This is a genomic window from Rhizobium sp. BK591 (assembly GCF_014195045.1).
Classification (GTDB): domain Bacteria; phylum Pseudomonadota; class Alphaproteobacteria; order Rhizobiales; family Rhizobiaceae; genus Rhizobium; species Rhizobium anhuiense.
Window position 1 is genome coordinate 475,634 of sequence record NZ_JACIAZ010000001.1, and the last position, 22,361, is coordinate 497,994.

Below are 22,361 nucleotides of genomic sequence, written 5' to 3' on the forward strand. Positions count from 1 at the left end.
TTGCTCGCCTCGTCTCAATCTGTGATCTGCTGCCATGTCGAACGTTTAGAGGTCCGCTTTTAGGTGCCACGCGAGCGCGCACTGACGCTCTGTGTACGAAGAAATTTTGTACGCATTCCCAGACGCGGGGTTATCTCGACTTTCTGCACACTTTTGGGCGACATGCCTAATACCAATGATCCCGGCGGCTTTCTTGTCGCTGGGTGGTGACAAGATTATAGTCCGGCCACGGGGGAAGAAATCGATCGCGATGCGCGAGCGAGGACCGGTGCATGCCCGCGTCGGGCGAATCCTCCGTTGGGAGGTGCGAAATGACCACTTACATTGTGTTGATCAACTGGACGGACCAAGGTGTGCGCAACGTTCGCGACTCGTCAAAACGGCTGGATGCGGCGAAGAAATTGCTCGGCGACATGGGCGGCTCCTTCAATCAGTTCTTTCTGACGATGGGCGGCCACGACATGGTGGCTGTCTGCGAAGCGCCTGACGATGCCGTGATGGCGCGGTTTGGCCTCTCGCTCGCGATGGGCGGCAATGTCCGCACCCAGACACTGAAGGCATTCCCGGAGGCCGCCTATCGAGAGATCATCGGCTCACTTGGTTGATCGGGACAAAGGACCGCTATCGGCGGTCATAAGCGTTGCGCAACTCGCGTCAGACTGGCACTGTCGCCCTGTCCTTAATTCCTCGTGGCGTATCGGCAGGGCTCTTGATGAAAGCGTTCCCAGGTTTTATGGCCGCCTTCGATTGTCCGACAGCTGCTTCCTGAGCGATGGCACTGGTGTGGGAAAATCGGGGCGAAGGCATCGAGTGGGGCGCTTTCGCCTCGTTCGCTCTGCATGCCGTCATGCTTGCACTGCTGCTCCTGCTGCTTCCGAGACCTGAGCCGCCGGCACCGTTGCCGGACGACGGCATTACGGTTGATATCGTTCCCGAAGTCGCCAAACCTTCTGCGATAGCGCAGCGGGTCGCGACGCCTGCACCCGCTACGGCAAAGCCGGATGCGAGTGCGCCGGTCCAGGAGATCGCTCCGCCGCATCAGGAGGAGGCGCCGGCGGCCGCGAGGTCGCCTGAAGTGGCTTCCGCCCCTCCGGTGCCGCCGAAGCCTGGTGTATTCGTCCAGGCGGGCCAGCTGTTTTCGGAGACGGTGTTGTCAGATCCGCGCAGCCGCGGCGCCCGCGAGGCGTTGCGCGGCCTTGCCGGCAGCGAGCGCAATCTGCAGCTCTGTGACCTGGAGGCGATGGAGCAGGTCCGCCGCGCGCAGCCGGCGATGGCGCCGGATGCGCTCGCGCCGTATGCGATGGCGGCGGAAAAGGTCAGCGGCAACAGCGTCGAGGTGAAGGGCGGCGCCTTCCGCAGCAAACGGAAGTGGTACAATATTCAGTTCAAATGCGAGCTCAATGCCGCCTCCGGCAAGGTCGCGTCCTTCGCCTTTCTCATCGGCGATGCCATTCCGCAAAGCGAATGGCAGGCGCATGATCTGGTGGCCGACGATGGAGCCGCCGACCAATGACACTATAGCGCCGCGCGTCTTTTCGGACGCGCAAAGGACGCTGTAGCACGTTAGATGGCTGCTGCGATCACGCGGTTTTTTTCTTTTGTGGCTTGATGCTGCCGGCTTTAGAGGCCACATCGCTGCTGTGACAGAAGAAGACGTGGAACCAGCGGAAACGCAGCATGAAACGGGAAAACAGCGGCCTGAAATCCGCTGGGGCATCGTCGCGTCCGTTGTCGCGCATATTCCCATCATTGCTCTTCTGATTTTCGGGCTGCCGAAGATCGATCCGAAGCCCGCGGAAGACGAGAGCGTGAAGGTGGAACTCGTTCCGCCACCGGAGGAAAAGAAGCCGGAGCCCAAGCCCGAGGAAAAACCACCGGAGCCGAAGCCGCCGGAAGAGGCCAAGAAGCAGCCACCACCGCCACCACCACCACCACCACCACCGCCACCGCCACCGGCGACTAAGAAAGTGCCTCAGCAAGGGAGGCCGATGCCGACCCTGAACCCTGTCATCGAGTTTGGTGATAAGAACAGCGGCCCTGAAAAATCGTTGGAGGGAAAATCTTCTCAAGGCGAAGCCAAACCGGCATCAATTCCACCGGAGCGTGATGCGGAACCGGAGCAGAGGCCGGCACAGGCTGCTGCGGAAAAACCTGAAACCGAGACGCCTGCTTCAAAGCCCGTCCCGGATGATGTGAAGCTTCCAGAGGTTGCGACAACGGAGGTTTCTCCGAAGCCCAATGGGCCGCCGACAGATGTGTCTGGCGAAGCCACGACGAGTATCGAGCAGGCCAAACCACCGGAGCAGACGACCGCTGAAAAGTCGAAAACGGTCGCTAAAAACAACGATCTGCCCAAGGCAAAAACGCTGTTTTCGCGCATGGGAGATGGCAATTTGCTTGCTCAGACTGCGATCGATGGCCTCCCGCGCAAAGAGCGGGTGGCCACGCTCTGCACTACCGAGCTTCAGGCCCAACTCGTTCATGGTTCGCCGAGTTACTTCCCGTCCGCATTGCCCAGTTTCGGGTTGCGAAGCGGGACCGTCCTTGATGTGCCGGATGCAGCCTTTGGCACAGCTAGAGGCTGGTACCATGTTCGCTTCCGTTGCGAGTTGGATGAGGGAGCGACGAAAATCGTGTCGTTTGCCCACGAAGTTGGCGGATTGATCCCCCGCAGTCAGTATGCGAAATATGAAATTCGTGACTAGTCCTCGCGATCCTGGATTGCGGTCTTATCAGGAACAAGCCACGCGCAAGGAACCGCACCTAGCCTCTTCTCATGGCCGTGATGGTTACGGTGAAGAAGGGACAATGATATGTCGAACGAGATCGAGCGTTTTCTTGAGCGTCAGGACGAAGCCGTGAGCGCGCTGTTCCTGGAAAACAAAGGCGACGAGCTGACCGATATTCTGGTGGCTGCTCTGGAAGAGGCTTTTGAAATCCTTCTCGAAGCCGCGCCCCCCGAAACTGTTCATTGAGGTCGCAGAGGGCGTCCAGCGCCGATATGCGCTGACCGATCGTGCCGCTTGCAGTGCATCGCCCTGTCGGGATAATGCGGCAGTGTCAATGGCACGGATATCATGTCGAATTCCCAAGACGATCAACCGCTGGCAGCGGGCGCGCTTGATGCCCGCCTGGCCGGATACCGGTTCGAGCGCGATGCGCTCGGACGTTCTGCGGCGAGCGTCTTCCGGCTCGAAGCTCCCGGATTGCCGACGCTTTATCTGAAGGTCGAACAGGCCGCTCCTTTCGGCGAGTTCGCCGCCGAGGCAGCCAGGCTTCGTTGGCTCAAGGCGTCCGGTCTGCCCTGTCCCGATGTCATAACAGAGGATAGCGACGGTGCGCACAACCGGCTGCTGATCAGCGCGCTGCCGGGTCGTGACCTCGCCAGCGCGTCGGCGCTGACGCCGTTTGCGCGGGTCGAACTGCTGGCGGTAGCCCTTCTCGACCTGCATCGGCTGCCGATCGCATCCTGCCCTTTCGACCATCGGCTGGAGAGACGCATTGCGGCGGCGAAAGCGCGGATGCAGGCCGGCATCGTCGACGAGACCGATTTCGATGAGACGCGGCTTGGAAAGAGTGCCGAAGCCCTGTTTGCCGAACTCGAAAGCAGAAGGCCGGGCCGCGAGGATCTCGTCGTCACCCATGGCGATGCCTGCCTGCCGAATTTCATCGCCTCCGAAAAGGGATTTTCCGGCTATATCGACTGCAGTCGCCTTGGCGTCGCCGACCGCTATCAGGATATCGCGCTTGCCTGCCGCAGCATCGCCTATAATTTCGGCGAGGCGCTGGTGCGGCCCTTCCTCGACCGCTACGGCCTGCCGGCCACGGATCCGGCGAGGCTCGGCTACTATCAACTGCTCGACGAGTTCTTCTAGGCGTTGCCTCCTCTCCCTCCGACTGGCAGAGTGGCCCGTGATCGGACCTGCGGACAGACGATGGCGAAAAACCAGTTCAGGATGTTGCGCTCGGCGCTGATAGGCGTCGAAGCGGTAGAAGCGGAAACGCATCACAGCTTCGCGCGCCACACGCATGAGCAGTTCGGCATCGGCCTGATGTCCGCCGGGGCACAGTCGTCGCTGAGCGGCCGCGGCATGGTGGAGGCTGAGGCCGGCGACATCATCACCGTCAATCCCAATGAAGTGCATGACGGCGCGCCGATCGGCCAGCGACGATCCTGGCGCATCCTCTATTTTGATCCCGCCATCGTCACCGGTCTGGCGCAAGAGATCGGCCAAGACGGGGCAGGGCGATCGGAAATCCCGCATCCCGTCATCCGTAACCGCGCGATCGCCGGCCGCTTCGAAACGCTGTTCCGTGCGGCAACCGACGCCGCGGCGGACGGGCTGCTCTGCGAGCAACTGCTTCTGCAACTCGTCGCCGACGTCATGCGCGAGCGCGGCGGTGCCGAACAGAGGCCGCCGGTGCCGGCGTCGATCCGTGCGGCGCGAGAGCTGATCGATGACGATCCGGTTGCCGCCGTCTCGCTTGCCGATCTCTCCCGGGAAAGTGGGCTCAGCCGCTTCCAGGTGCTGCGTGGTTTTGCCAAGGCGACCGGACTGACACCGCATGCCTATCTCGTCCAGGCCCGCATCCATATCGCGCGGCGGCTGATTGCTCAGGGCATGCCGCTGGCGGAAGCGGCTTTTGCCAGCGGCTTTGCCGATCAGAGCCATATGACGCGCGTCTTCGTGCGCAAATACGGCCTGTCGCCGCGCCTCTATGCCGGCGGCTTTCTCTGAACCTCAGGCTAGGCCTGCAATTTCGTTCAAGACCTTTGACGGGCTCCTGCTGTTTTCTCGGCGCGTCCAACAGGAGACGCTGAATGTCGAGACAGGTTCAAGGTTATCTCTATCTGGCGCTGGCCATGCTGACTGTGGGAAGCACGGTTGTATCAAGCAAACTCATCGCATCAGGCCTGCCGCCGTTCAGCGCCACCGCGTTGCGTTTCGCCATCGCCTTTCCCATCTTTCTCGTGCTGATGCGGGCGACCGGCGCGCGGCTGCCGAAGCTCTCCGGAAAAGACCGCCTCATCCTCGTCATTCAAGCCGGGGCCGGTAGCGTCGGCTATACGACGCTGCTAATTTCTGGCCTCAGCCTGACCTCGGCGGCCGATGCCGGTGTCATCATCGGCACGCTGCCGGTGGTGTCGGCCGCAATCTCCATCCTGCTGCTTGGCGAACGGCCGCAGCGTGGCCTGCTTCTCGCCGTGGCGCTGGCGACGGCAGGCGTGCTGTCGATCGCCGCCACGCCGGAGGCCGCAGGAGGCTCGCTTGCCGGCAATGCGCTGATCTTCCTGGCGGTGGTCTGCGAAGGAGTGTTCATCCTGCTGAACAAAAAACTGAAAACGGAAATCGCGCCGCTTGCCCAGTCGGCGCTGATGACCGGTATTGGCTTCATCGTCGCCGTCATCCCGGCTGTTTTCGAAGCGCCTCTCGCAGAAGGCATGTCGGGAAGCGCGGTCGCCGCCGTCGTCTATTATGCGCTGGTGCCGACCGTCGGCGGATTTCTATTGTGGTATGCGGGGGCGGAGAGGGTGAGCGGCACGGAAGCTGCGCTCTTCACCGCGCTTGCTCCGGTTTCCGCCGTCATGCTTGCCTTCATCATTCTTGGCGAGCCGGTCGGGCTTGGCCAGATCGCCGGCATCGCCTGCGTGCTGGCCGCTGTGCTCGGGCTGGCCTTTGCCGGGAGCCGTGTCGCGGTGAAGCGCGTCGAGGGGAGATAGACCATGCAGTTCAGCCATTCCGATACCATATGGCAGGTCTTTCCGGAGCTTCTCGCCGGTGCGCTCCATGCGGGAGGCATCGATGCGGATGCCAATGTCGAGGAGGCGATCGCAGGTTTCAGTGCGATCGCAGAGGCCCGGCTGGCCGAAACGCAGGAAGGCGAATTCCCCGAAATCCAGGCCTGGCGGCGTGGCTTTTCCCGTATGGGGTTGAAGCCGACGCAATATCGCTGCGCTTCCGAGGCGCTGCTGCGCCGCTTCCGTCAGGACCATGCGCTGCCGCGCCTGCATCCGCTCATCGATCTCTGCAATGCGATTTCGCTCGCTTTTGCCATCCCGATCGCCGTCTTCGACGCCGAAATGATCGTCGGCGATCTCGAGGTTCGGCGGGCTGGGGGTGACGAGACCTATTTGACCTTCGGCGGCGTGAGCGAACATCCGGAGCCGAATGAGGTGATCTTCGCAGACGGGGCGGGGAACGCGCATGCGCGGCGCTGGACGAACCGGCAGAGTGGGCTTTCGGCCGTGCGGCCGGCGACGCGCTCGGTGCTGATCGTTGCCGAGGCCTTGCATGCTTCGGCCGGTGAGGACTTGGAGAGGTTGGTCGCCACGGTGGCCGATGCGCTCGCGCACCATTGGCCGGCGGCGCCGAAAACGGCGATGCTGAGCGTAGAATCGCGGCATTTTGAATTCTAAGGGAGCGACACTTCAGCAAAGGCGGCATTCCAGGCCTTGGGCCGGCAGCGTGCCCGCCCTATCTCCAAGGGGCCGATATCTCCTGGAGACGAACCACCATGTCAGACAAGACGATCAAGATCCCGGGGCCGGACCACCCGATCACCGTCGAGCACAATCCCTCCCGCGTCGTCGTCACGCTCGGCGGCAAGATCATCGCCGATACACACGATGCGCTGACGCTGCGCGAGGCCTCCTATCCGCCGGTGCAGTATATTCCGCGGAGGGATGTGGACATGTCGCTGCTGCAGCGCACCGACCACACCAGCCATTGCCCCTATAAGGGCGATGCCTCCTATTACAGCATCATTGCAGGCGGCGAGCGGTCGAAGAATGCCGTCTGGACCTATGAGGCGCCGAATGCCGCGGTCAGCAATATCAAGGACCATCTCGCCTTCTACCCCGACCGTGTCGACGGTATCGAGGAAATGGCCTCTCCGGAAGCCGGCACCTTCTGACGACGCCCATTGCAGCCGTTCCGGCGGAACATGTTTGCCGCCGGCCCGTTAGGCTCATCTAGCGGGGGATGTGTCGTGCCGAAATTCTACTTTCAGCTTTTCGATCGGGATGGCGTCGGGGCGACCGAGACGGGATATGATTTCGACTCCATCGAGGCTGCCAAAGCGGAGGCGCGGCGCGTGCTCGCGGAGATGGCGGCCGAAGGCCTGCCGGCTGCGCCTTTGAATATGCTGTCGGTGGAACTCTTCGATGAAAGCCGGCGGCCGCTGGCGGAAATCCGGCTGGTTCTCGAAGAAATTTCGAAAGAGCCGCGATCGGCGCGCCGGCCTTGAATAGCTGTCGATCGAGCCGAAGCAATCGAAAGACTATGTCAAATTTAATTGTCGGCTATGAAGACGGGTCTTAGCGTCGCGTCACAATCGACCGAGTCGGATTGATGCGTATGTGTGACCGGCGGCAGCCCTTGAACGGCGGCCGCTATCGCAAGATGTCGAGCCATTCATTGTTGAAGACGAGGCTGGCAACCGTGACCGGATCGCCTTTCTCGTTGCGAACGGTGACGGCGATCGTCATGCGGTCACCCGCAGGCAGTTCGTCCCGGGCCACATCCAGCAGGATGCGGGTCACTTCCTTCGGAATGTCTTCACGAGATCTGAGCTCGGTGCCGTGCTCATCGCGCGTGGGACCTTCCCCGTTGTGTAGATCGAAATAGTAGCGAGCCATGGTTTTTCCCTACGCGTTAGAGGGGAAATCACAGATGAAGACAATTGTTCCCGAGGCTAGGCATTGATTCTTATAGAAAAACTGGGTTGCATCGAAATCGGTCGGGCCCCTCGCGATATCGGGGGGCAGGCCCTTGATTGAATCCCTGCTGCTCAACCTTGGAGCCGCGATGTGCTGTCGGATGAAGAGGAAAGCCATCTCAGGGCGATCATCGTCAAAGACAGGTATTTTGCTGCCGGGGAGGATCTCGTCTCCGAAGGAAGCAGGCCTGGCTACAGCACGCTACTGCTCGACGGTTTTGCGGCGCGCTACAAGGTGATGGCCGACGGCAGCCGCCAGATCACGGCGCTGCATGTCGCCGGCGATTTCGTCGATCTGCACGCTTTCCCGATCAAGAAGATGGATCACGGCATCGTTGCGCTGTCGTCCTGCCATGTCGCCTTTGCCGATCACGCCGACCTCAGGGCGATCACCGAGCGCATGCCGCACCTGACCCGGCTGCTCTGGCTCGACACGCTGGTCGATGGCGCCATTCACCGGGAATGGATCGTCGCCATGGGCCGGCGCTCCAAACGCGCCCATATCGCTCACCTCGTCTGCGAACTCTTCGTGCGGCTGCAGGTGGTGAAGCGGACGCGCGGCGCAAGCTTCCAGTTTCCGTTGACGCAGATCGAGATGGCCGACGTACTCGGCGTTTCCGTCGTCCATCTGAACAAGACGCTGCAGGCGTTGAGGCGCGAGGGGGTGTTCACCTGGGAGAACCGGACGATCACCATCGTCGACTGGGAACGCCTGCAGGAAATCGCCGAATTCGACCCCGGCTATCTCAGCATCTCCAGGGAACCGCGCTAACTTTGTGAGGCCGAGCATTGCACAATCCGGTGACAACAGCTCATTGCAATTGACAAACCATTTATTGGGGCAGAACACGTGCCAATATTTTTGAAAACCCCATGAAGGCCACGGCTTCGCCGCGTCGGCCGGTGATATCGCAATGGACATATCCCAAAGCCCGGGGAGCGTTCTTCGCCACCCCGGCTATCTGAACTTCGCCGCCTCCCGCGTCTTTTCCTCGCTTTCCTTCCAATCCATCGGCATCGCCATGGGCTGGATGATTTACGATCAGACGCACAGCGCCTTTGCGCTCGGCCTCGTCGGCTTCTGCCAGTTCCTGCCGATGGCGGTGCTGACCTTTGTCGTCGGCCATGTCGCCGACCGGTTCGACCGGCGGCGCATCGGGCTTGTCTGCCAGTTGATCGAGGCGGTGACGGCGCTGGTGCTGGCGATCGCCACCTGGCAGCAATGGCTGACGCCGGCCGGCATCCTTGCCGCCGTCACCGTGCTTGGCGCCGTCGTCGCCTTCGAGCGGCCGACCATGGCGGCGCTGCTGCCGAATATCGTGCCGGCCTCGATGCTGCAGAAGGCGGTCGCCACCTCCACCTCGATGATGCAGACGGCGCTGATCATCGGCCCCTCGCTCGGCGGCCTGCTCTATGGCCTTCATCCCGTGGCGCCCTTTGCCATCGCGGCGCTGCTGTTTGCCGTTGCGAGCTTCAATGTCATTTCGATCCGCATGCAATGGAGCCCTGCCAGGCGCGAGCCGGTGACGCTTGCTTCCGTCTTTGCCGGCGTCTCCTTCATCCGCAGCCGGCCTGTCATGCTCGGCACGATCTCGCTCGATCTCTTCGCGGTGCTGCTCGGCGGCGCCACCGCGCTGTTGCCGATGTTTGCCCGCGATATCCTGCATGCCGGCCCCTGGGGCCTCGGCCTGCTGCGCGCAGCGCCGGCAATCGGCGCGCTCGCCATGTCGATCGTGCTTGCCCGCCGGCCGCTCGAAAGCAATGTCGGGCGCAAGATGCTGGCCGCCGTCGCGGTGTTCGGCGTCGCCACCATCGTCTTCTCGCTCTCCACCAATATTGCGCTTTCCGTCGCGGCGCTGCTTGTCGTCGGCGCCTCCGATACGGTGAGCGTTGTCGTGCGCAGCTCGCTGGTACAGCTTCTGACGCCGGACGAGATGCGTGGCCGTGTCAGCGCCGTCAACTCGCTGTTCATCGGTACCTCCAACCAGCTCGGCGAATTCGAATCCGGCATGATGGCTGCAGCCCTCGGGCCGGTCGCCACCGGCGTCGTCGGCGGGCTCGGCACGATCGTCGTCGTCGTCCTGTGGATGCGGCTCTTCCCCGATCTCACCAGGGTCAAGACGCTGCAGGGCTGATGCTTGCGCCTCGTTTAACCGCGTTGAAAGACGGGAGCGGTCCCATTAGGTTCGGCGGCGGGAATCATTTGGCGGGGCGGCGCGTGACGAGACATTTCCTATCTTCTGCGCTGACGGCGTTTTTCGCGTTGGCGCCGGCGGCAGCGCTGGCCGAATGGCAGGCGGTCGAGGAGGTGCGGCCCTATTCGATATCGGGCAAGACCGGGGCCGAACTCTACGAATCGATCGGGGCGCGGGGACCGAAGGCCGGGGTCACGGGCCGGGTGATCGCGCATACGACATTCAAGCTGACCTGGACGAGGAAATACGAACCGCAGGGCAATGCGTGTGTGATCGTGACCAACCGGCCGAAGCTCATCATCACCTACACGCTGCCGAAGCCGGCGAGCGAGCTGCCGGCGGCCGTCGACAGCAGCTGGCAGGCCTTCATATCGGGTGTTGCGGCCCATGAACGGGTGCATGGCGTGACCATCAAGGAAATGGTCAAGGAAATCGAGGCGACGAGCATCGGCCTCACCGTTGCCGATGACCCCGATTGCAAGAAGATCCGGGTCGAGCTGACCCGGCGCCTCGGCGAGATCTCGATGCGCCAGCGCCAGCGCGGCCGCGACTTCGACAAGATCGAAATGGGTGACGGCGGCAATATCCAGCAACTGATCTTGACGCTGGTGAATGGTCCCTGATCGGGCCGAAGCTGATAGCGCGGCGCGGTCAACCACTCGCCACCGGGCTGGACCCGCTCGGCAAGGCTCCTATCTCCCCCGCAATAACAGACACATGAGAGGAGGAGTGCAATGTCCTATGTCGATGGTTTCATCGTCGCGGTGCCGAAGGAGAATGTCGGGGCCTACAAGAAGTTCTCGACCTTTGCCGGCACGATCTGGAAGGAATATGGCGCCCTCGAATATGTCGAGTGTATCGGCGACGACGTGCCCTATGGCGAACTGACCTCCTTTCCCCGCGCCGTGCAGGCGAAGGCGGATGAGGTGGTGGTGTTTTCCTGGATCGTCTACGGCTCGCGCCGGGAGCGCGACGATATCAATGCCAAGGTGATGGAGGATCCGAGGCTCAAGGGCGACCAATGGCAGATGCCGTTCGACGGCAAGCGGATGATCTATGGCGGCTTCGAGATGCTGCTCAAGCTCTGATGGCGCCAGGCAACCTTTGACTTCCCCCGGCAAGCTTGACTCGCCGCCAGCGGTGCGCCAACTCGCGGGGAATGTCATTGCGAGATGGGAGAGCGCCTTGCCCCAGACGATCCTTAGCCTGTCCACACGCGGACAGGGCCTTTACGAATTCACCGACCAGGCGAGCGCTTTCGTCAACGCCTCGGGGCGGGAGGAGGGGCTTCTGACCGTCTTCGTGCGCCACACATCCTGTTCGCTGCTGATCCAGGAAAATGCCGATCCCGATGTGCGCACCGATCTTCTCTCCTTCTTCCGCCGCCTCGTGCCGCCGGCCTCCGATCCTCAGATGAGCTGGATCGTGCACAGGGCCGAGGGGCCGGATGATATGCCGGCGCATATCAAGGCGGCGCTGACGCAGGTCTCCATCGGCATTCCCGTCGCCAGGGGGCGGCTGATGCTCGGCACCTGGCAGGGGCTCTATCTCTTCGAACATCGAGACCGGCCGCACCGGCGCGAGATCGTGCTGCATCTCAGCCCCTGAACATCGAAAGAGAGAGTCGATAGTGCCGGAAACCGCCGACGTTTTCGGCATCATGCTGTTGTGAATGCAAACTGAATGCCCGGTTCGAACACCATTCATTTTGCAACGTTTACTGTCGACACAATCCCTGAAGGGAGAGCCTGGAATTCAATCGACGGAGACATCCATGACGCATTTCCTCACCAAGGCTTCGCTTGCCGCTCTGCTCGCCCTCTGCACCATTCCGGCCACTGTTTCCACGGCCGCCGCCGCGGGGCCGCAGACGAGCTTCGTCGTCGAGGCACAATACCATCGGCCGATCCGCGGCTGCTCGCCGATACACGCCGTGAATAAGGCGCGCGATTTCGGCCTGCGGAGAGCCCATGTCACCCGCCTGTCGCCGCGCGTCGTCGTCGTCGCAGGGCGCGACCGTCGCGGCTGGGACAGAATGGTCTTCGCGAATGTCCGCGGCTGCCCGCTGATCCGGCGCTGAGGACTGCGGTCGGAGGCGCCGAAGCGGCGCTTCCGGTCCGTTTTGCCTTGACGGCGACACTTTCAGCCGTCTCTTCTCTGATCTGTATGAGTGATTCTCAAATGACGCTTCGGCGTAATGTGGAGAGTGGGGAGGGCGGCTCGACCGCTCCGACTTTCAAACGAAAGGTTTTTCGATGATGCAGTTTTTGGCAAAGGCGGGTCTTGCCGTCATGCTGACAGCCGGCACTCTTGCCGGCACGGTGGCCCCGGCCGCCGCCCAGTTGAATATCATTATCGGCGAGCCGGACCGTGGTCCGCCACAGGATTACCGCCGTCCGCCTCCGGGCTATGACCGTCCGCCTCCGGGCTACGGCCGCCCGTCGCGCGGCTGCAATCCGCAGCTCGCCGAAAATCTCGCCCGGGATTACGGCTTCCGCCGCGCCCGCGTCGTCGACATCACCCCGCGCCGCGTGATCGTCCAGGGCTGGACGCGTCGTGGTCCCGATGAAATGAGCTTCGGCAACGTGCGCGGCTGCCCCGCCCTGCGCCGCTGATATCAAGTAGAATACCGCCTCGTCTCCCCGATGCGGCGGCCAGAACCGCCTTTGCCAGTCTTCCCGGATCGGCAAGGGCGGTTTTCTTTTTGAAAGACTTTTTACAGCGCTGCGGGTCTCAAAAGACGCCGAGCGCTCCGTTTAATGACAAATCTCGCTCGCCCCGCCTCATCCTCGGAATTGTGCCACTGCTGTCCGGTTTACGCGGATAGAGGGCTGCCTCTCGTCGATCTCCAAGCGGTGGGAGGTCGTGTCACGCTGAACCCTTGCTCGTGTATTGTCGGCAGCCTGAGCACCGCACGTTTCTTCAAACGCGCGGTGCTCTCCTTTTACTGCTCGATGGCGAAAGTCACGGTGACGCTGACATTGTAATTATTCTCGCCGCCCTGGACGGGAACGGCAGTGTCGGAGGTCTCTTTCATCATCGTGGCGCGATAGACCGGCTGCGGCATGGCGCGCGGCACATTCTCGTTGATCTCGAGGATGCGGCCGAGCTTGACGCCGGCGGCTTCGCTCAGCGTCTTCGCCTTCTTGACGGCATCGGCGACGGCATCCTTGCGTGCCTCTTCGAGAGTGGCTTCCGGTTTGTCGTTGGTGAACTGGATGTCACCGCCTTGGTTGATGCCGAGGGTGACGGCCTGATCGATCACCTGGCCGAGCTTGGCGAGATCGCGCAGCCTGACGGTGACCGAATTGATGGTCTGGTAGCCGACCAGTTGCGGCTGTTGCTGCTGGCCGTCGACGGGCTGCGGATAATTGTATTGTGGTTGGATGGAAAAGCCGGAGGTCTGCAGATCGCGCTCGGCGATGCCGCCGCTCTTCAGCGCGGTCAGCACGTCGTTCATCGCCTTGTTGTTCTCGTCGAGCGCTTCGCGGGCGGTTTTCGCCTGTTTGACGACGGCAAGATTGAGGACGGCCATATCGGGCGCTGCGGACGATTCGCCGTCGCCCGTCACCGAGATCACCGGCTCGCGCGGCTTTACCTCCTGCGCGAATGCCGGCGCTGCGGCGGTCAGCGGCAGGGCCAGAAGGGCAGTCATCAGAACAGTTCTGGTGTAGATCGGCGCCATGTTTTCATTCCTTGGTTGTCGTTTCCCTGAACAGCTTTCTGTCGGTTGATTGTGAAGCTATTGCGGCGGAAAAGACAGGCGCATGCGCATCGCGAGAAAAATGTGGAGTAACGAGGAGAGGATATGCCGCGGTCACCCTCTCTGCCCTGCCGGGCAGAGGGGCTCACGCGGCACACCGGTAAAGCGCAGGCAAACGATACTTCGCCTCGCATCAACCGACGTGACGACGCCACCGCTTCCCAAATTCCGCAAACCTGATAGCAAATATGGCGGGTTAAGGAACAAGCGGCGGCCGCACAGCACATCGTGCGGCCGGCAAGGGGGCAGCATGCGATTCTTGGCAATTCTTTCGATCAGCCTCGCCGTCGATCTGGCGGGCTGCTCTCAGGTGGCGGAAAAGGCGGAGAATGCCGCCAACCGCTCTTACACCAGCTATGCGCTGGGCAAGCCCTATGCGGAGGTCGCCAATCTCGGCCAGTCGCCGATGGCGCGGCTTTCCGGCTCGGAAGCGACCTTCGGGCCGATGATCGGTGCGACGTCATTGACGAACGGCATGACGATCTACCGGCACATGGCGCCCGGCGCCAAGACCGAAACCGGCACGAATTTCGTCGGTCTGGTCGGCAGCTCCACCGTTTCGCAGAACAACCGACTTTCCTATTTCCTGGTGGGCGCCGACGGGGTCGTCAAGGATTGGGCGACTGGCTCGGTACAGGGCAACGCCAGCGACTGCGTGCAATATATCGGAGGCATCATCAACCGCTGCACCGACATGCGGCAGCTCCAGGCTTCGCTGGCCCTCTACGACATGCGCGTGGCGACCAAGGCCGGCCAAGCCATTTCCAGCTGGGGTGAACCGGCTGCACCCGCAGGAACTAAGGACGCGCGCCGGCGAGGGTAGGGGCGTTTCCCTACCCGTTGGCCGGGGAATGTATTGGACGCTTAGGCGCCGAAATCGTCCATGAAGGATGGATGGATGGCGGGCTGGCGCTCTTCGCGTGCGGCGCGAATGCGCTGGGGAACCGCACCGAGACCGGAGACGAAGCGGGTCAGGAGATTGCGGTGGAAAAGTCTCTGTATGGCACTCATGGCAATTCACTCATTCTTTTTTTTGTTAGCCGACAGCATATATTTTGCCCAGACTGCCGGAACAATGGGCAATTTCACATGACAGTTATGCGACAGTGCATGGCTTGAGGAGATGGCCTGCACGCTGATCACATTGGCGTTAGATCGGGCCGCTAAGGCCGGTCGGCCACGATAAATCCTCGTCTGTCGTCGCCGTGGCGTGGTAGATTGCCCGCTTGGGGTAAAACGATACCCCTCCGAAGGAGAAGCTCAGATGAACCGATTTTTCGCATTTATCGCGACCGGAACGCTGATCAGCCTTGCCTCGATCATCTCGGCCTGCACTTCGTCCGGAAGCGTCGACCAAACCTCCTCGATCGGCTACTACCACGAGGATCTGCCGCTCAACCCAGCCTGCGGTGGTGGGTTCAGGCCGAGCGATGGGCGTTCTTGCAGCTATTAGAAATCTGCGCCGATCGGGCATGATGCCGCCGGATGAAGTCGTCTGACTGGCAATCGCTGGAGGCGAACTATCGCTGCAATCAGACTTCCAATTTTTCCCGCGCTAATAGCTGCACGGACGATCATTGCCGAATCCATCGCGGCAGGCAGGCCGGAGGTCAAAGTCAGCGCTCCGGGCGGTATACCCGACCGAGCCCGTTTGCATCGAGTCGTTTGGGCTCGTGGTGCAGGCCGATGCCGACATGGCAATGACGAAGACGGCTGTCATGGCCCCCGATAGTTTGCGAGTTTGAAGCATCTCCCCACCCTTCACTGTCCAACGTGTCCGTATACTCGTGGCAAGTAGGGCCGAAGAGGCGTCCTGATAACTGTCGTTGCCGATCAAGATTTTGTTATTTGTTGAAAACCCCTTCGCAAGCGCTTGCTGCCACGATCAAGGTTGTTTGGCCATGCCTGCAGAAGGGATCCACGGCTACGTCGGCTTCACCTAAAGAACTAGGCTTGGCGAAACGGCCACGCAAGGCATCAACTATCGATGATCTAGCCACTGGTTGCCAATTCACGGAAGGTGAAGAAACAGGGGCACGCCGCTCGACGAGTGGATAGCACATGCTTTCGAGTTACCGGGAGCCTACATGCTTCATATTGCTAAGATTGCGCCACCTCGGTTCAGGCTATGGACGCGCGCTTCACGAGAATGGCGCCATGGTGAGCCCGAGCTTCGGATCCTCGATCGATTATGCCGTCGGAGCCAGACTGCCATCGATATAGGTGCGAACTACGGTGTCTATTCTTGGTTCTTGACCAAGTATGCGCGCAATGTCGTCGCCTTCGAGCCTCAACCTAACATGGTAGCTTTTCTGAAGGCCGCGCTTGGTTCGTCGGTTCGGGTGGAGCAGGTCGCACTTTCCGACAGCGCTGGCGTTGCAACGATGCGGATCCCCAGTGATCAGCGCATGGATGGCTGCGCCACGATTGAGGAGCAGAATAGGCTTTCGACGCAAAATGTCGAAGAAATTTCCGTTCCAACCCGGCGCCTGGATAGCTATCAGTTCGACACTGTAGGCTTCATCAAGATCGACGTTGAAGGGCACGAACTAAAAGTACTCGAAGGCGCGGAGGCTATATTGCACCGGGATCGCCCAAATCTGCTTATCGAAGCGGAAGACCGACATCGACCCAACGCTGTCGGCAGTGTGATCGACTATCTTAAGCCGTTTGGATATTCTGTATATTGCCTGAAAGATCGAAAATTTCGTTCCCTGTCGATCGACGAGGTCCGGAAAGGCTCTTCCGGAACGCCTTACAACTACGTTTTTTCTATCCGCGACGATCTATAAGCGCACTTAGTGTGCCCACCCCCCGCCGGCCGACCTTCAGCGGCAATGACCGCTGGCGCGTCGCGGCAAAGCGCTCGGAAATCGGACGGGATTGGACCTCGGGCGGGAGGATATTTTGCCGGCCCTTTGAGAACGGTTTAAACGCTCCTTGAGCCGTCCTTAAGACCTGATTGGGCTTTTCAAAAATTCGGGAACCTCGTGTCAAAATTCCAAAAAATCACGTCCGCCGAGCCGAAGGAAGTTCAACGGCCGGTGTTTTTCTGAGAAGCGCGCGTTCATCGGAGGTTAATCCTTGTTAACCCAGAATCGAAGCCTGAAAGGATGATCCGATGAAGATGCTTTTTTCGTCACTTGCAGCCATTGTCTTGTCTGCATCGTTCGCCCTGCCGCTAAACGCCACGCCGATTGTCGTGCCGAACGCAGCACAACTGCACACCCCAGACGTCGAGCAGGTCAAACACCGGAAACATGGGAAATGGCATGCAAATCGCCACTGGAAACAGCGATACGCCCACCGCGACTGCAGGTATTATGGCTCGTGCTACCGTCCGCGGTATTACGGTCATCGCGACTATTACGGCTATCGCGACGATTACTCCTATCGTCGTCGGTCAGGAGTGACTGTGTATTTCGATTTTTAGTCGGCACTGCCACGGGCGCCAACCTATAAAAAGAAAGGTCGGGCGAATGCTCGCGCCGACCTTTCTTTGATTGCATCGCACGGTGCCAGTACATCCGTGGTCACCAGCAAAAGCTATCCGATAGATTGAATTTATGCGCCTCGTGAATTTTCGCAAGGATTAGGGGGCTGCTGATTTAGAGCTAGGCAGGGGGCGCAATAACCGCGGTACGACGAGAAGTACGACACGCGCTCTGAAGTGCGCTAGTTGCTCGGCCGATCCGTCCAGTCGATCATCGCGGCGGCAGCAAAACGGAAGCCCTACCATAGCGCGCCGTCAGCCTTACCAACCGGCGGCTATTGACCAACATGCCCTGTTTGCGTGGCCGCCGCGGCTTGTGTCGGCATAGGCGCCACTCTGCTCGATCATATGGTTGGACAAGGTGCTATGCCCTGTCCGCGAAAGGCCGGAGCCTCGATCGCCGCAAAAAAACGGTGCGACTAGCGATCAGCTCAAGGCAATATTCAGATGGTTACACCCGCGCAGCACGTCGCAAGAAGCTAGCCGGAGACGGCGCCAAGCTCCTCTTGCCGGATCGGAACGAGAACTAAAATGTCTAACTCGGTGGGTCTAAGCTTGAAAGCTGGGACCTTGAACGCAAATATATGCAGGAAAAATAGGATCTTAGAGAGTTGAATGGTGGGCCCGGAGGGACTCGAACCCCCAACCAAGCGGTTATGAGCCGCCGGCTCTAACCATTGAGCTACAGGCCCTTGGCGCCGGGTGTCCGGCGCTTGGGTGCCGGGGCAATGGTTCCCGCGGCACGGGTTCCGCTCTAACGCAAATCGGGAAGAGCCACAAGCGGAGAGCGCACGCATCTGTGGACGATGCATATTTCGTGGGCAGCCACTGGAAGCTTCCCGCGCGGACCACAGTTATTCAAGTGACCTTCCGCATGAAAAGGGCGATCGCAGATGGTGGCTTTGAACAGTGCCGTGGTGCTCATCGTGGAGGATGAGCCGATGATCCGGTTCAATATCCTCGATGTGCTGGAGGATGTCGGCCACGTGGCGCTGGAGGCGGCGAATGCCGATGAGGCGCTGGTGGTGCTGAAGGGCAGGCAGGATGTCGATATCCTGTTCACCGACGTCAACATGGCCGGCTCGATGGACGGTCTCCAGCTTGCCAATCGGGTGAGGGCGATGCGGCCGAACATCGGCATCATCATCACCTCGGGCATGGTGCGGCTCGATCCGATGGCGCTACCCGCCAATACCGCTTTCCTGCCGAAGCCCTATATGCACGACACGTTGATTTCGACGATCAATTCCCTGATGACGTAGTAACACCGCGCAGCCGCAAAACGGGGACTGGTTTTGCGGCTGCGCGCGAGGCGCCGGGAGACATGGCTCGTCTTCAGGCACGGCGGAGGGGAACAGCGCCCTCAACTGAAGCTGCTCTTCAGCGCCTCGTTCTCGTGATGGGCTTTCTTCTCGTAGATCGTGAACAGCGCCATCGAGAGGAGATAGGAGAGGAAGGGATCCCCTATCTGCGTAGCGAGGTCGCGGGATGCGAGAACATGGCGTTCCAGCGCGCCGATATCCTTCTGCGTGGCGGTTTCAGCGAGGCGGTTCATGCTGCCATCTCCAGGAATTGGGTCACGACCGAGCGAGCCGGCACGTGCCTGACATAAAGGGGTAGGGTGAGGCCGAGGGCGGCGCGCATCTTGCGCAGCACGCGGTCCGATACTTCGAAGGCGCCGCAGCAGACGGGATATTTGCCGTAGCCGTCGGCGCGGCCGAGTTCGTCCACTTCGGCGCCGGCGCGCTTGTAAACGCGCTTGAGGTAGGGCTCGTAGTTGGAAATCATCGTATGGATGCCGTGATCGAGCGCGCACTCGCAAAGCGCAAGCAGCATCATGGAGAAGGCGCGGCCGGCATCGATGCCGGGGAAATCCCGGGCGATCGCCTCTTCATCGATGCACATCCGCGTGCCTTCCCAGATGCCGGGGGCGATGAGATCGGCGGCATCGGGAAAGGTCTCGCGGAACACGTCGTAGAGAAGAGTCGGGCCCGTCGTCGGCATCAGGCGCATGCCGCCATAAAGACGGGTGCGGTTGTCGTTGCACCAGACGAGATAGGCGGGAGCCAGCGAATCGTAGCTGTCGCGTTCGTAAGGGCCGATGACGGGCACGTCCCAGCCGAGCGTATCGGCGAACACCTTCTTGCGCAGGCGAAACATCTGGTCGAGTACGGCAGCGTATTTCTGATACTCATGTGCCTGAATGATAACGAACATTTTGCCCTCCAGCGTTTTCAAGTTCGTGGAAGGCAGAATGGTTCAGGCGGGCCGGATCGGAAATTCCCTCAGATGGGCCCCCTCAGATGAGGGGGGCAGAGCCTGCCGCGCAAAATTGAGATCTTGCGATCACGACATGCGACGACAAACGAGCTTGAGCTTTTCCTGGTCAGCTTGAAGCATTCTGCCGGAGCAGGTTTTCGTGAGGGCAAAGGCGATTGGCGACGGGCATACCTCAAGATACGTCCGAGCCTATCGCCTCTGCCCCGGCGTAGAGATGCCCGGCCCACCGGCCGCACTGCTTCGCCATGCGAAGCAACAGGTGCGTCCGGCGATTCTAAACTCTTGCAGATTTGCCTAGCAAATCTGCAGGAGGGTTGGCTGAAACGGGCCGGCTGATCGACCGGTCGGCTTGGCCGTAGAGCCGGGCTACGCCGCGCGCCGGCGGGTCGACCATCCGACTCCGTTTGAGCCAACAGAATGCTTCAATCTGACCAGGAAAGGCTCTAGGGATTGATGATGCGCAATTGCACGGCCCGCGAGGCGGCGGCCGAGATCGTCGCGCAGCCGAGCTTGAAGCGGGCGGTCTTCAGATAATCGCGCGTGGTGTGCTCGGATATGCCCAGGATGACCGAAATATCCTTGTAGTCCTTGCCGAGCGCCGTCCAGTGCAGGCATTCGATTTCGCGCGGCGACAGTGCCGGCACCGGATCGTTCTCGCCATGCAGCTCGTAGACGGCCTTGCGGTGGATCAGGTGAGCGATCTCGAGCCATTCGTTGCGGCAAAGGCGGACGAGTTCGGCCCATTGGTCAGCCGGTATGCGGGCATTCATCGACAGGAGGGCGCGGCGCTGCGCCTTGTCGGCGACGGGAATGGAGTAGCCGTTGCCGCCGATGCCGTGCTTCTGGGCGTCGACCAGCATGGCATAGGCCTCCGGCGTCGGCTCGACCTCGCTCCAGTCGAAGGGCAGCTGGCGTTCGAAGCCCTCTTTGACGATCGGATCGACCTTCACATAGCTGTTCAGGAGGTAGCGGGAGACCCAGGCATCCGGATAGGTGGTGCGCACGAAGGGCGAATCGATCTTGCTGGCGATCGTCTGGGCGAGATGGTATGTGACGAAATCGAGGCCATATTCCGCCTGCAGAATGCGGATGGCGGCATCCACATTGGCCGCGGCCTTGATCTGTTCGAAAGCGGACTCGAACTTTTCGCTATAGGTATTCTCAATCATTTCCACTGCCCCAATTCCCTCAATCCTACCGCGAGGGCCGTCATAAATACAAGGCATCCCCACATATGCGGGGAATGACAATTCGGGTCCCATCTGCTAGCGCCTGTCATGAGGAGACCTCATATGGACAGCAAGAGACCATTCGAGATTGCCGAATGCCAACAGGCCGCCAAGGGCCTGAAATCCAGCTGGCAGGACATGGCAGGCTCCGAAGCGCTGATCCGCGCCCTCGTTGCCGAACGCAACGGCGACAGGCCACTGGCACTGTTCTGGACCGAGGTTCACCGGGCGCTCTGCCAGGAAACCAACGCTTTCTGACGATCGGCCTTCCCGAACGGCTCAGCCTTTTCTCCGCAATTCAGGCAGGACACCCACGCCGGTCGGCAGGCAAATCCCACAGCCTTTCTGCTCTGCAAAACTGCCGATGAATACGTCTTCATTCATGTCGTGATTCGATTTGGCGGTGAAAGGATCGGACTCTGCGTTCTGGATCTATGGTTAAGAAATCCGCATTATTTCATCGACTTGTTCCGAAACGAGTGATGGAGACTTTGCGGCGGGAGCGATGATGTTTGTGGAAACGGTTACGCCGTGCGGTCGCTGACGCTCTCTTGCGAAAGGCAAGCCGAGCCCTCTTTCCATCCTGAAGTGCCAGGGCTCCGAAGAGCAAGGCCGGCCACCGGGGTCCGCTCCGGCTATACATGCGGCCGCAGCACCCATCACCCGCCTCCGTCCTTCGAGGCTCCGGCCTTCGGCCTGCGCATCTCAGGATGAGGGTTGATTGGTGTGTGGCGTGGCAGCGGCTGATCGGCGGCCGTGTGGCAGGCGGGCGATCGGTATGCCGTGTGGTACTGAGTGGTGCCGTGCAGAGTCTGGCTTGCCGTTCTGCTCTCCGGGGAGGCAAGCGGCGACGCCGCTCCCCCTCATCCCGATGCGCCCCGCAGGGGCCTCTAAGGACGAGGCCGCCACGGGGGGCTCCGGCAATGGACGAGCACTGCCGAACGGCTGAAGCCGGCTTGGGATAGGGGGTCAGCCGACCATTGTGGAAGGATTGACCCAGTCTTGCCGCGGCATTTCGGGCTGCTGCGATCTCGGGCGAAACTTCACCAGCACCTCGCGGCCATCGGAAGAGGCCTTCGTGCGCTCAAGCGCATCGCGTTCGGCAACCGCCTGGCGCCAGTGTTCGTCGTCGCGGCCAATGGGCCGGCCCTGTTCTTCCCAGATCGCGTAAGCTCTTTTGCTGATCCATTCGTGGCGTCTGTCGCTCATCTATCCATTCCACTCGTCAAAGTGTTATTCGGCAATTCTGTCCGGCAGAACCGGCGACCGGCGTTTGGCTGCCATCAGCAGGTCGAGTTCGATAGAGGAGGGCCCGAAACGGGTGAACAGGCTTTCGGCCTGATCGCTCAGCAGGCCATATTTGGAAGCGAATTCATCAAGGCTATAGGGGCGGCCGCGCAGGATTCTGCTTCGGCGCTCCGGCTCACGGATTTGCGTCATTGGTGATAACCCCAGACTGTTTTGCGAATTATGAGAACAAAACAAATTACAACGACAAAGGTTCCGTGATTTTTCAGGGTTTTTTCGCCTCGTCGTACCGTTTTGGGGCGCCTGAATGCGGGTGGCATGAATTTTCCAAAAGGGTGCTGCCTGAGAAAATTTCGCCTAAAAAATGCAGGAATTTCAGCCGGTTATGAAATTGGCTTTCGCGGCGGCCGATAAATGGCTTTATCCCCGGCACG

31 protein-coding genes, 1 tRNA gene and 1 pseudogene are annotated in these 22,361 nt (G+C 60.8%); 23 read left to right on the top strand and 10 right to left on the bottom strand.

Translation table 11 applies throughout. The annotated features are described in order from the left end of the window. Positions 1-311: 311 nt before the first annotated feature. The 10 genes from FHX10_RS02195 (at position 312) to FHX10_RS02240 (ending at position 7,248) form a co-directional block, all read left to right on the top strand. The gene (locus FHX10_RS02195) at positions 312-605 is read left to right on the top strand and encodes a GYD domain-containing protein (protein ID WP_018242976.1); all 294 of its coding nucleotides are present in this window, start codon (positions 312-314) and stop codon (positions 603-605) included. Positions 606-772: 167 nt separating this feature from the next. After that, complete coding sequence (locus FHX10_RS02200; RefSeq protein ID WP_047611083.1) at positions 773-1,513, top strand: DUF930 domain-containing protein; 741 nt, start codon at positions 773-775, stop codon at positions 1,511-1,513. 85 nt (positions 1,514-1,598) lie between these two features. Continuing rightward, on the top strand, positions 1,599-2,705 hold the full coding sequence (locus tag FHX10_RS02205) for a DUF930 domain-containing protein (protein WP_184389058.1): 1,107 nt from the start codon (positions 1,599-1,601) through the stop codon (positions 2,703-2,705). 108 nt (positions 2,706-2,813) lie between these two features. Then, positions 2,814-2,975 (top strand): hypothetical protein, encoded by a 162-nt coding sequence (locus FHX10_RS02210; RefSeq protein WP_165932205.1) that lies wholly within the window; start codon positions 2,814-2,816, stop codon positions 2,973-2,975. A gap of 102 nt (positions 2,976-3,077) precedes the next feature. Beyond that, a complete protein-coding gene (locus tag FHX10_RS02215) occupies positions 3,078-3,875 on the top strand; it encodes an APH(3')-II family aminoglycoside O-phosphotransferase (RefSeq protein WP_127430200.1) in 798 nt (265 codons plus the stop codon). A 60-nt stretch (positions 3,876-3,935) separates the two neighbouring features. Next, positions 3,936-4,739, top strand: coding sequence for a helix-turn-helix transcriptional regulator (locus FHX10_RS02220; protein ID WP_132572662.1), 804 nt, complete (start codon positions 3,936-3,938; stop codon positions 4,737-4,739). 83 nt (positions 4,740-4,822) lie between these two features. Beyond that, on the top strand, positions 4,823-5,722 hold the full coding sequence (locus tag FHX10_RS02225; protein WP_028758341.1) for a DMT family transporter: 900 nt from the start codon (positions 4,823-4,825) through the stop codon (positions 5,720-5,722). 3 nt (positions 5,723-5,725) lie between these two features. Beyond that, the gene (locus FHX10_RS02230) at positions 5,726-6,418 is read left to right on the top strand and encodes a B3/4 domain-containing protein (protein WP_097542117.1); all 693 of its coding nucleotides are present in this window, start codon (positions 5,726-5,728) and stop codon (positions 6,416-6,418) included. Between the two features lie 98 nt (positions 6,419-6,516). After that, positions 6,517-6,915, top strand: a complete 399-nt coding sequence (locus tag FHX10_RS02235) for a DUF427 domain-containing protein (protein ID WP_063474565.1) — start codon at positions 6,517-6,519, stop codon at positions 6,913-6,915. A gap of 75 nt (positions 6,916-6,990) precedes the next feature. Beyond that, positions 6,991-7,248, top strand: a complete 258-nt coding sequence (locus FHX10_RS02240; RefSeq protein WP_184389061.1) for a DUF6894 family protein — start codon at positions 6,991-6,993, stop codon at positions 7,246-7,248. Positions 7,249-7,393: 145 nt separating this feature from the next. Here the strand turns inward: FHX10_RS02240 and FHX10_RS02245 are convergent, their stop codons facing one another. After that, positions 7,394-7,639, bottom strand: a complete 246-nt coding sequence (locus tag FHX10_RS02245; RefSeq protein ID WP_028756014.1) for a DUF6894 family protein — start codon at positions 7,637-7,639, stop codon at positions 7,394-7,396. Between the two features lie 133 nt (positions 7,640-7,772). On the opposite strand from FHX10_RS02245, the pseudogene FHX10_RS02250 reads away from it, so the two are divergent. The 7 genes and pseudogenes from FHX10_RS02250 to FHX10_RS02280 all read left to right on the top strand — a co-directional run bounded on the left by FHX10_RS02250 (position 7,773) and on the right by FHX10_RS02280 (position 12,529). Beyond that, a pseudogene (locus tag FHX10_RS02250) lies at positions 7,773-8,491 on the top strand (Crp/Fnr family transcriptional regulator). Positions 8,492-8,633: 142 nt separating this feature from the next. Further along, positions 8,634-9,854 carry an MFS transporter gene (locus FHX10_RS02255; RefSeq protein WP_028756012.1) on the top strand — a complete coding sequence of 407 codons (1,221 nt, stop codon included), beginning with the start codon at positions 8,634-8,636 and terminating at the stop codon, positions 9,852-9,854. Between the two features lie 83 nt (positions 9,855-9,937). Beyond that, positions 9,938-10,537, top strand: coding sequence for a DUF922 domain-containing Zn-dependent protease (locus FHX10_RS02260; protein WP_184389064.1), 600 nt, complete (start codon positions 9,938-9,940; stop codon positions 10,535-10,537). A 111-nt stretch (positions 10,538-10,648) separates the two neighbouring features. Continuing rightward, positions 10,649-11,002: a DUF1428 domain-containing protein gene (locus FHX10_RS02265; RefSeq protein ID WP_028756010.1), complete on the top strand. Its 354-nt coding sequence runs from the start codon at positions 10,649-10,651 to the stop codon at positions 11,000-11,002. Positions 11,003-11,099: 97 nt separating this feature from the next. Further along, positions 11,100-11,522, top strand: coding sequence for a secondary thiamine-phosphate synthase enzyme YjbQ (locus FHX10_RS02270; protein ID WP_063474569.1), 423 nt, complete (start codon positions 11,100-11,102; stop codon positions 11,520-11,522). A 166-nt stretch (positions 11,523-11,688) separates the two neighbouring features. Beyond that, positions 11,689-11,994 carry a hypothetical protein gene (locus FHX10_RS02275; RefSeq protein ID WP_097542121.1) on the top strand — a complete coding sequence of 102 codons (306 nt, stop codon included), beginning with the start codon at positions 11,689-11,691 and terminating at the stop codon, positions 11,992-11,994. A 175-nt stretch (positions 11,995-12,169) separates the two neighbouring features. Continuing rightward, a complete protein-coding gene (locus FHX10_RS02280; protein ID WP_018242957.1) occupies positions 12,170-12,529 on the top strand; it encodes a hypothetical protein in 360 nt (119 codons plus the stop codon). 329 nt (positions 12,530-12,858) lie between these two features. On the opposite strand, the gene FHX10_RS02285 is transcribed toward FHX10_RS02280, so the two are convergent. After that, positions 12,859-13,599 carry an SIMPL domain-containing protein gene (locus tag FHX10_RS02285; protein WP_028756007.1) on the bottom strand — a complete coding sequence of 247 codons (741 nt, stop codon included), beginning with the start codon at positions 13,597-13,599 and terminating at the stop codon, positions 12,859-12,861. Positions 13,600-13,927: 328 nt separating this feature from the next. Here FHX10_RS02285 and FHX10_RS02290 point away from each other — a divergent pair, with 328 nt between their 5' ends. Continuing rightward, positions 13,928-14,500 (top strand): hypothetical protein, encoded by a 573-nt coding sequence (locus FHX10_RS02290; RefSeq protein ID WP_184389067.1) that lies wholly within the window; start codon positions 13,928-13,930, stop codon positions 14,498-14,500. Between the two features lie 41 nt (positions 14,501-14,541). Here the strand turns inward: FHX10_RS02290 and FHX10_RS02295 are convergent, their stop codons facing one another. Next, positions 14,542-14,688, bottom strand: coding sequence for a hypothetical protein (locus FHX10_RS02295; protein WP_164735911.1), 147 nt, complete (start codon positions 14,686-14,688; stop codon positions 14,542-14,544). A 253-nt stretch (positions 14,689-14,941) separates the two neighbouring features. Between FHX10_RS02295 and FHX10_RS02300 the strand changes: the two genes are divergently transcribed. After that, positions 14,942-15,130: a hypothetical protein gene (locus FHX10_RS02300; RefSeq protein WP_028756005.1), complete on the top strand. Its 189-nt coding sequence runs from the start codon at positions 14,942-14,944 to the stop codon at positions 15,128-15,130. 102 nt (positions 15,131-15,232) lie between these two features. Here FHX10_RS02300 and FHX10_RS34900 read toward each other — a convergent pair whose 3' ends face one another. Beyond that, complete coding sequence (locus FHX10_RS34900) at positions 15,233-15,427, bottom strand: hypothetical protein (protein ID WP_080759842.1); 195 nt, start codon at positions 15,425-15,427, stop codon at positions 15,233-15,235. A gap of 337 nt (positions 15,428-15,764) precedes the next feature. Here FHX10_RS34900 and FHX10_RS02305 point away from each other — a divergent pair, with 337 nt between their 5' ends. Together FHX10_RS02305 and FHX10_RS02310 are read left to right on the top strand one after the other, a co-directional pair. After that, positions 15,765-16,469 carry an FkbM family methyltransferase gene (locus FHX10_RS02305; protein ID WP_028756004.1) on the top strand — a complete coding sequence of 235 codons (705 nt, stop codon included), beginning with the start codon at positions 15,765-15,767 and terminating at the stop codon, positions 16,467-16,469. A gap of 329 nt (positions 16,470-16,798) precedes the next feature. Next, positions 16,799-17,110 carry a hypothetical protein gene (locus FHX10_RS02310; RefSeq protein ID WP_082849686.1) on the top strand — a complete coding sequence of 104 codons (312 nt, stop codon included), beginning with the start codon at positions 16,799-16,801 and terminating at the stop codon, positions 17,108-17,110. A gap of 676 nt (positions 17,111-17,786) precedes the next feature. Here the strand turns inward: FHX10_RS02310 and FHX10_RS02315 are convergent. Beyond that, a tRNA-Ile gene (locus tag FHX10_RS02315) sits at positions 17,787-17,862 on the bottom strand. A gap of 201 nt (positions 17,863-18,063) precedes the next feature. Here FHX10_RS02315 and FHX10_RS02320 point away from each other — a divergent pair. Beyond that, on the top strand, positions 18,064-18,432 hold the full coding sequence (locus FHX10_RS02320) for a response regulator (protein WP_028756002.1): 369 nt from the start codon (positions 18,064-18,066) through the stop codon (positions 18,430-18,432). Positions 18,433-18,533: 101 nt separating this feature from the next. On the opposite strand, the gene FHX10_RS02325 is transcribed toward FHX10_RS02320, so the two are convergent. The 3 genes from FHX10_RS02325 to FHX10_RS02335 form a co-directional block, all read right to left on the bottom strand. Beyond that, a complete protein-coding gene (locus FHX10_RS02325) occupies positions 18,534-18,725 on the bottom strand; it encodes a hypothetical protein (RefSeq protein ID WP_028756001.1) in 192 nt (63 codons plus the stop codon). Beyond that, entirely contained in the window at positions 18,722-19,387 is a 666-nt protein-coding gene (locus FHX10_RS02330) for an acyl-homoserine-lactone synthase (RefSeq protein WP_063474578.1), read from the bottom strand. Before FHX10_RS02330 ends, FHX10_RS02325 begins: the two co-directional genes overlap by 4 nt. A 506-nt stretch (positions 19,388-19,893) precedes the next feature. Continuing rightward, positions 19,894-20,619, bottom strand: a complete 726-nt coding sequence (locus FHX10_RS02335; protein WP_063474579.1) for a LuxR family transcriptional regulator — start codon at positions 20,617-20,619, stop codon at positions 19,894-19,896. Between the two features lie 123 nt (positions 20,620-20,742). Here FHX10_RS02335 and FHX10_RS02340 point away from each other — a divergent pair, with 123 nt between their 5' ends. After that, positions 20,743-20,937 (top strand): hypothetical protein, encoded by a 195-nt coding sequence (locus FHX10_RS02340; protein ID WP_018242928.1) that lies wholly within the window; start codon positions 20,743-20,745, stop codon positions 20,935-20,937. 711 nt (positions 20,938-21,648) lie between these two features. On the opposite strand, the gene FHX10_RS02345 is transcribed toward FHX10_RS02340, so the two are convergent. After that, the gene (locus FHX10_RS02345) at positions 21,649-21,888 is read right to left on the bottom strand and encodes a DUF2934 domain-containing protein (protein WP_028755998.1); all 240 of its coding nucleotides are present in this window, start codon (positions 21,886-21,888) and stop codon (positions 21,649-21,651) included. A gap of 24 nt (positions 21,889-21,912) precedes the next feature. Then, entirely contained in the window at positions 21,913-22,119 is a 207-nt protein-coding gene (locus tag FHX10_RS02350; RefSeq protein ID WP_028756342.1) for a hypothetical protein, read from the bottom strand. Between the last annotated feature and the right edge of the window lie 242 nt (positions 22,120-22,361).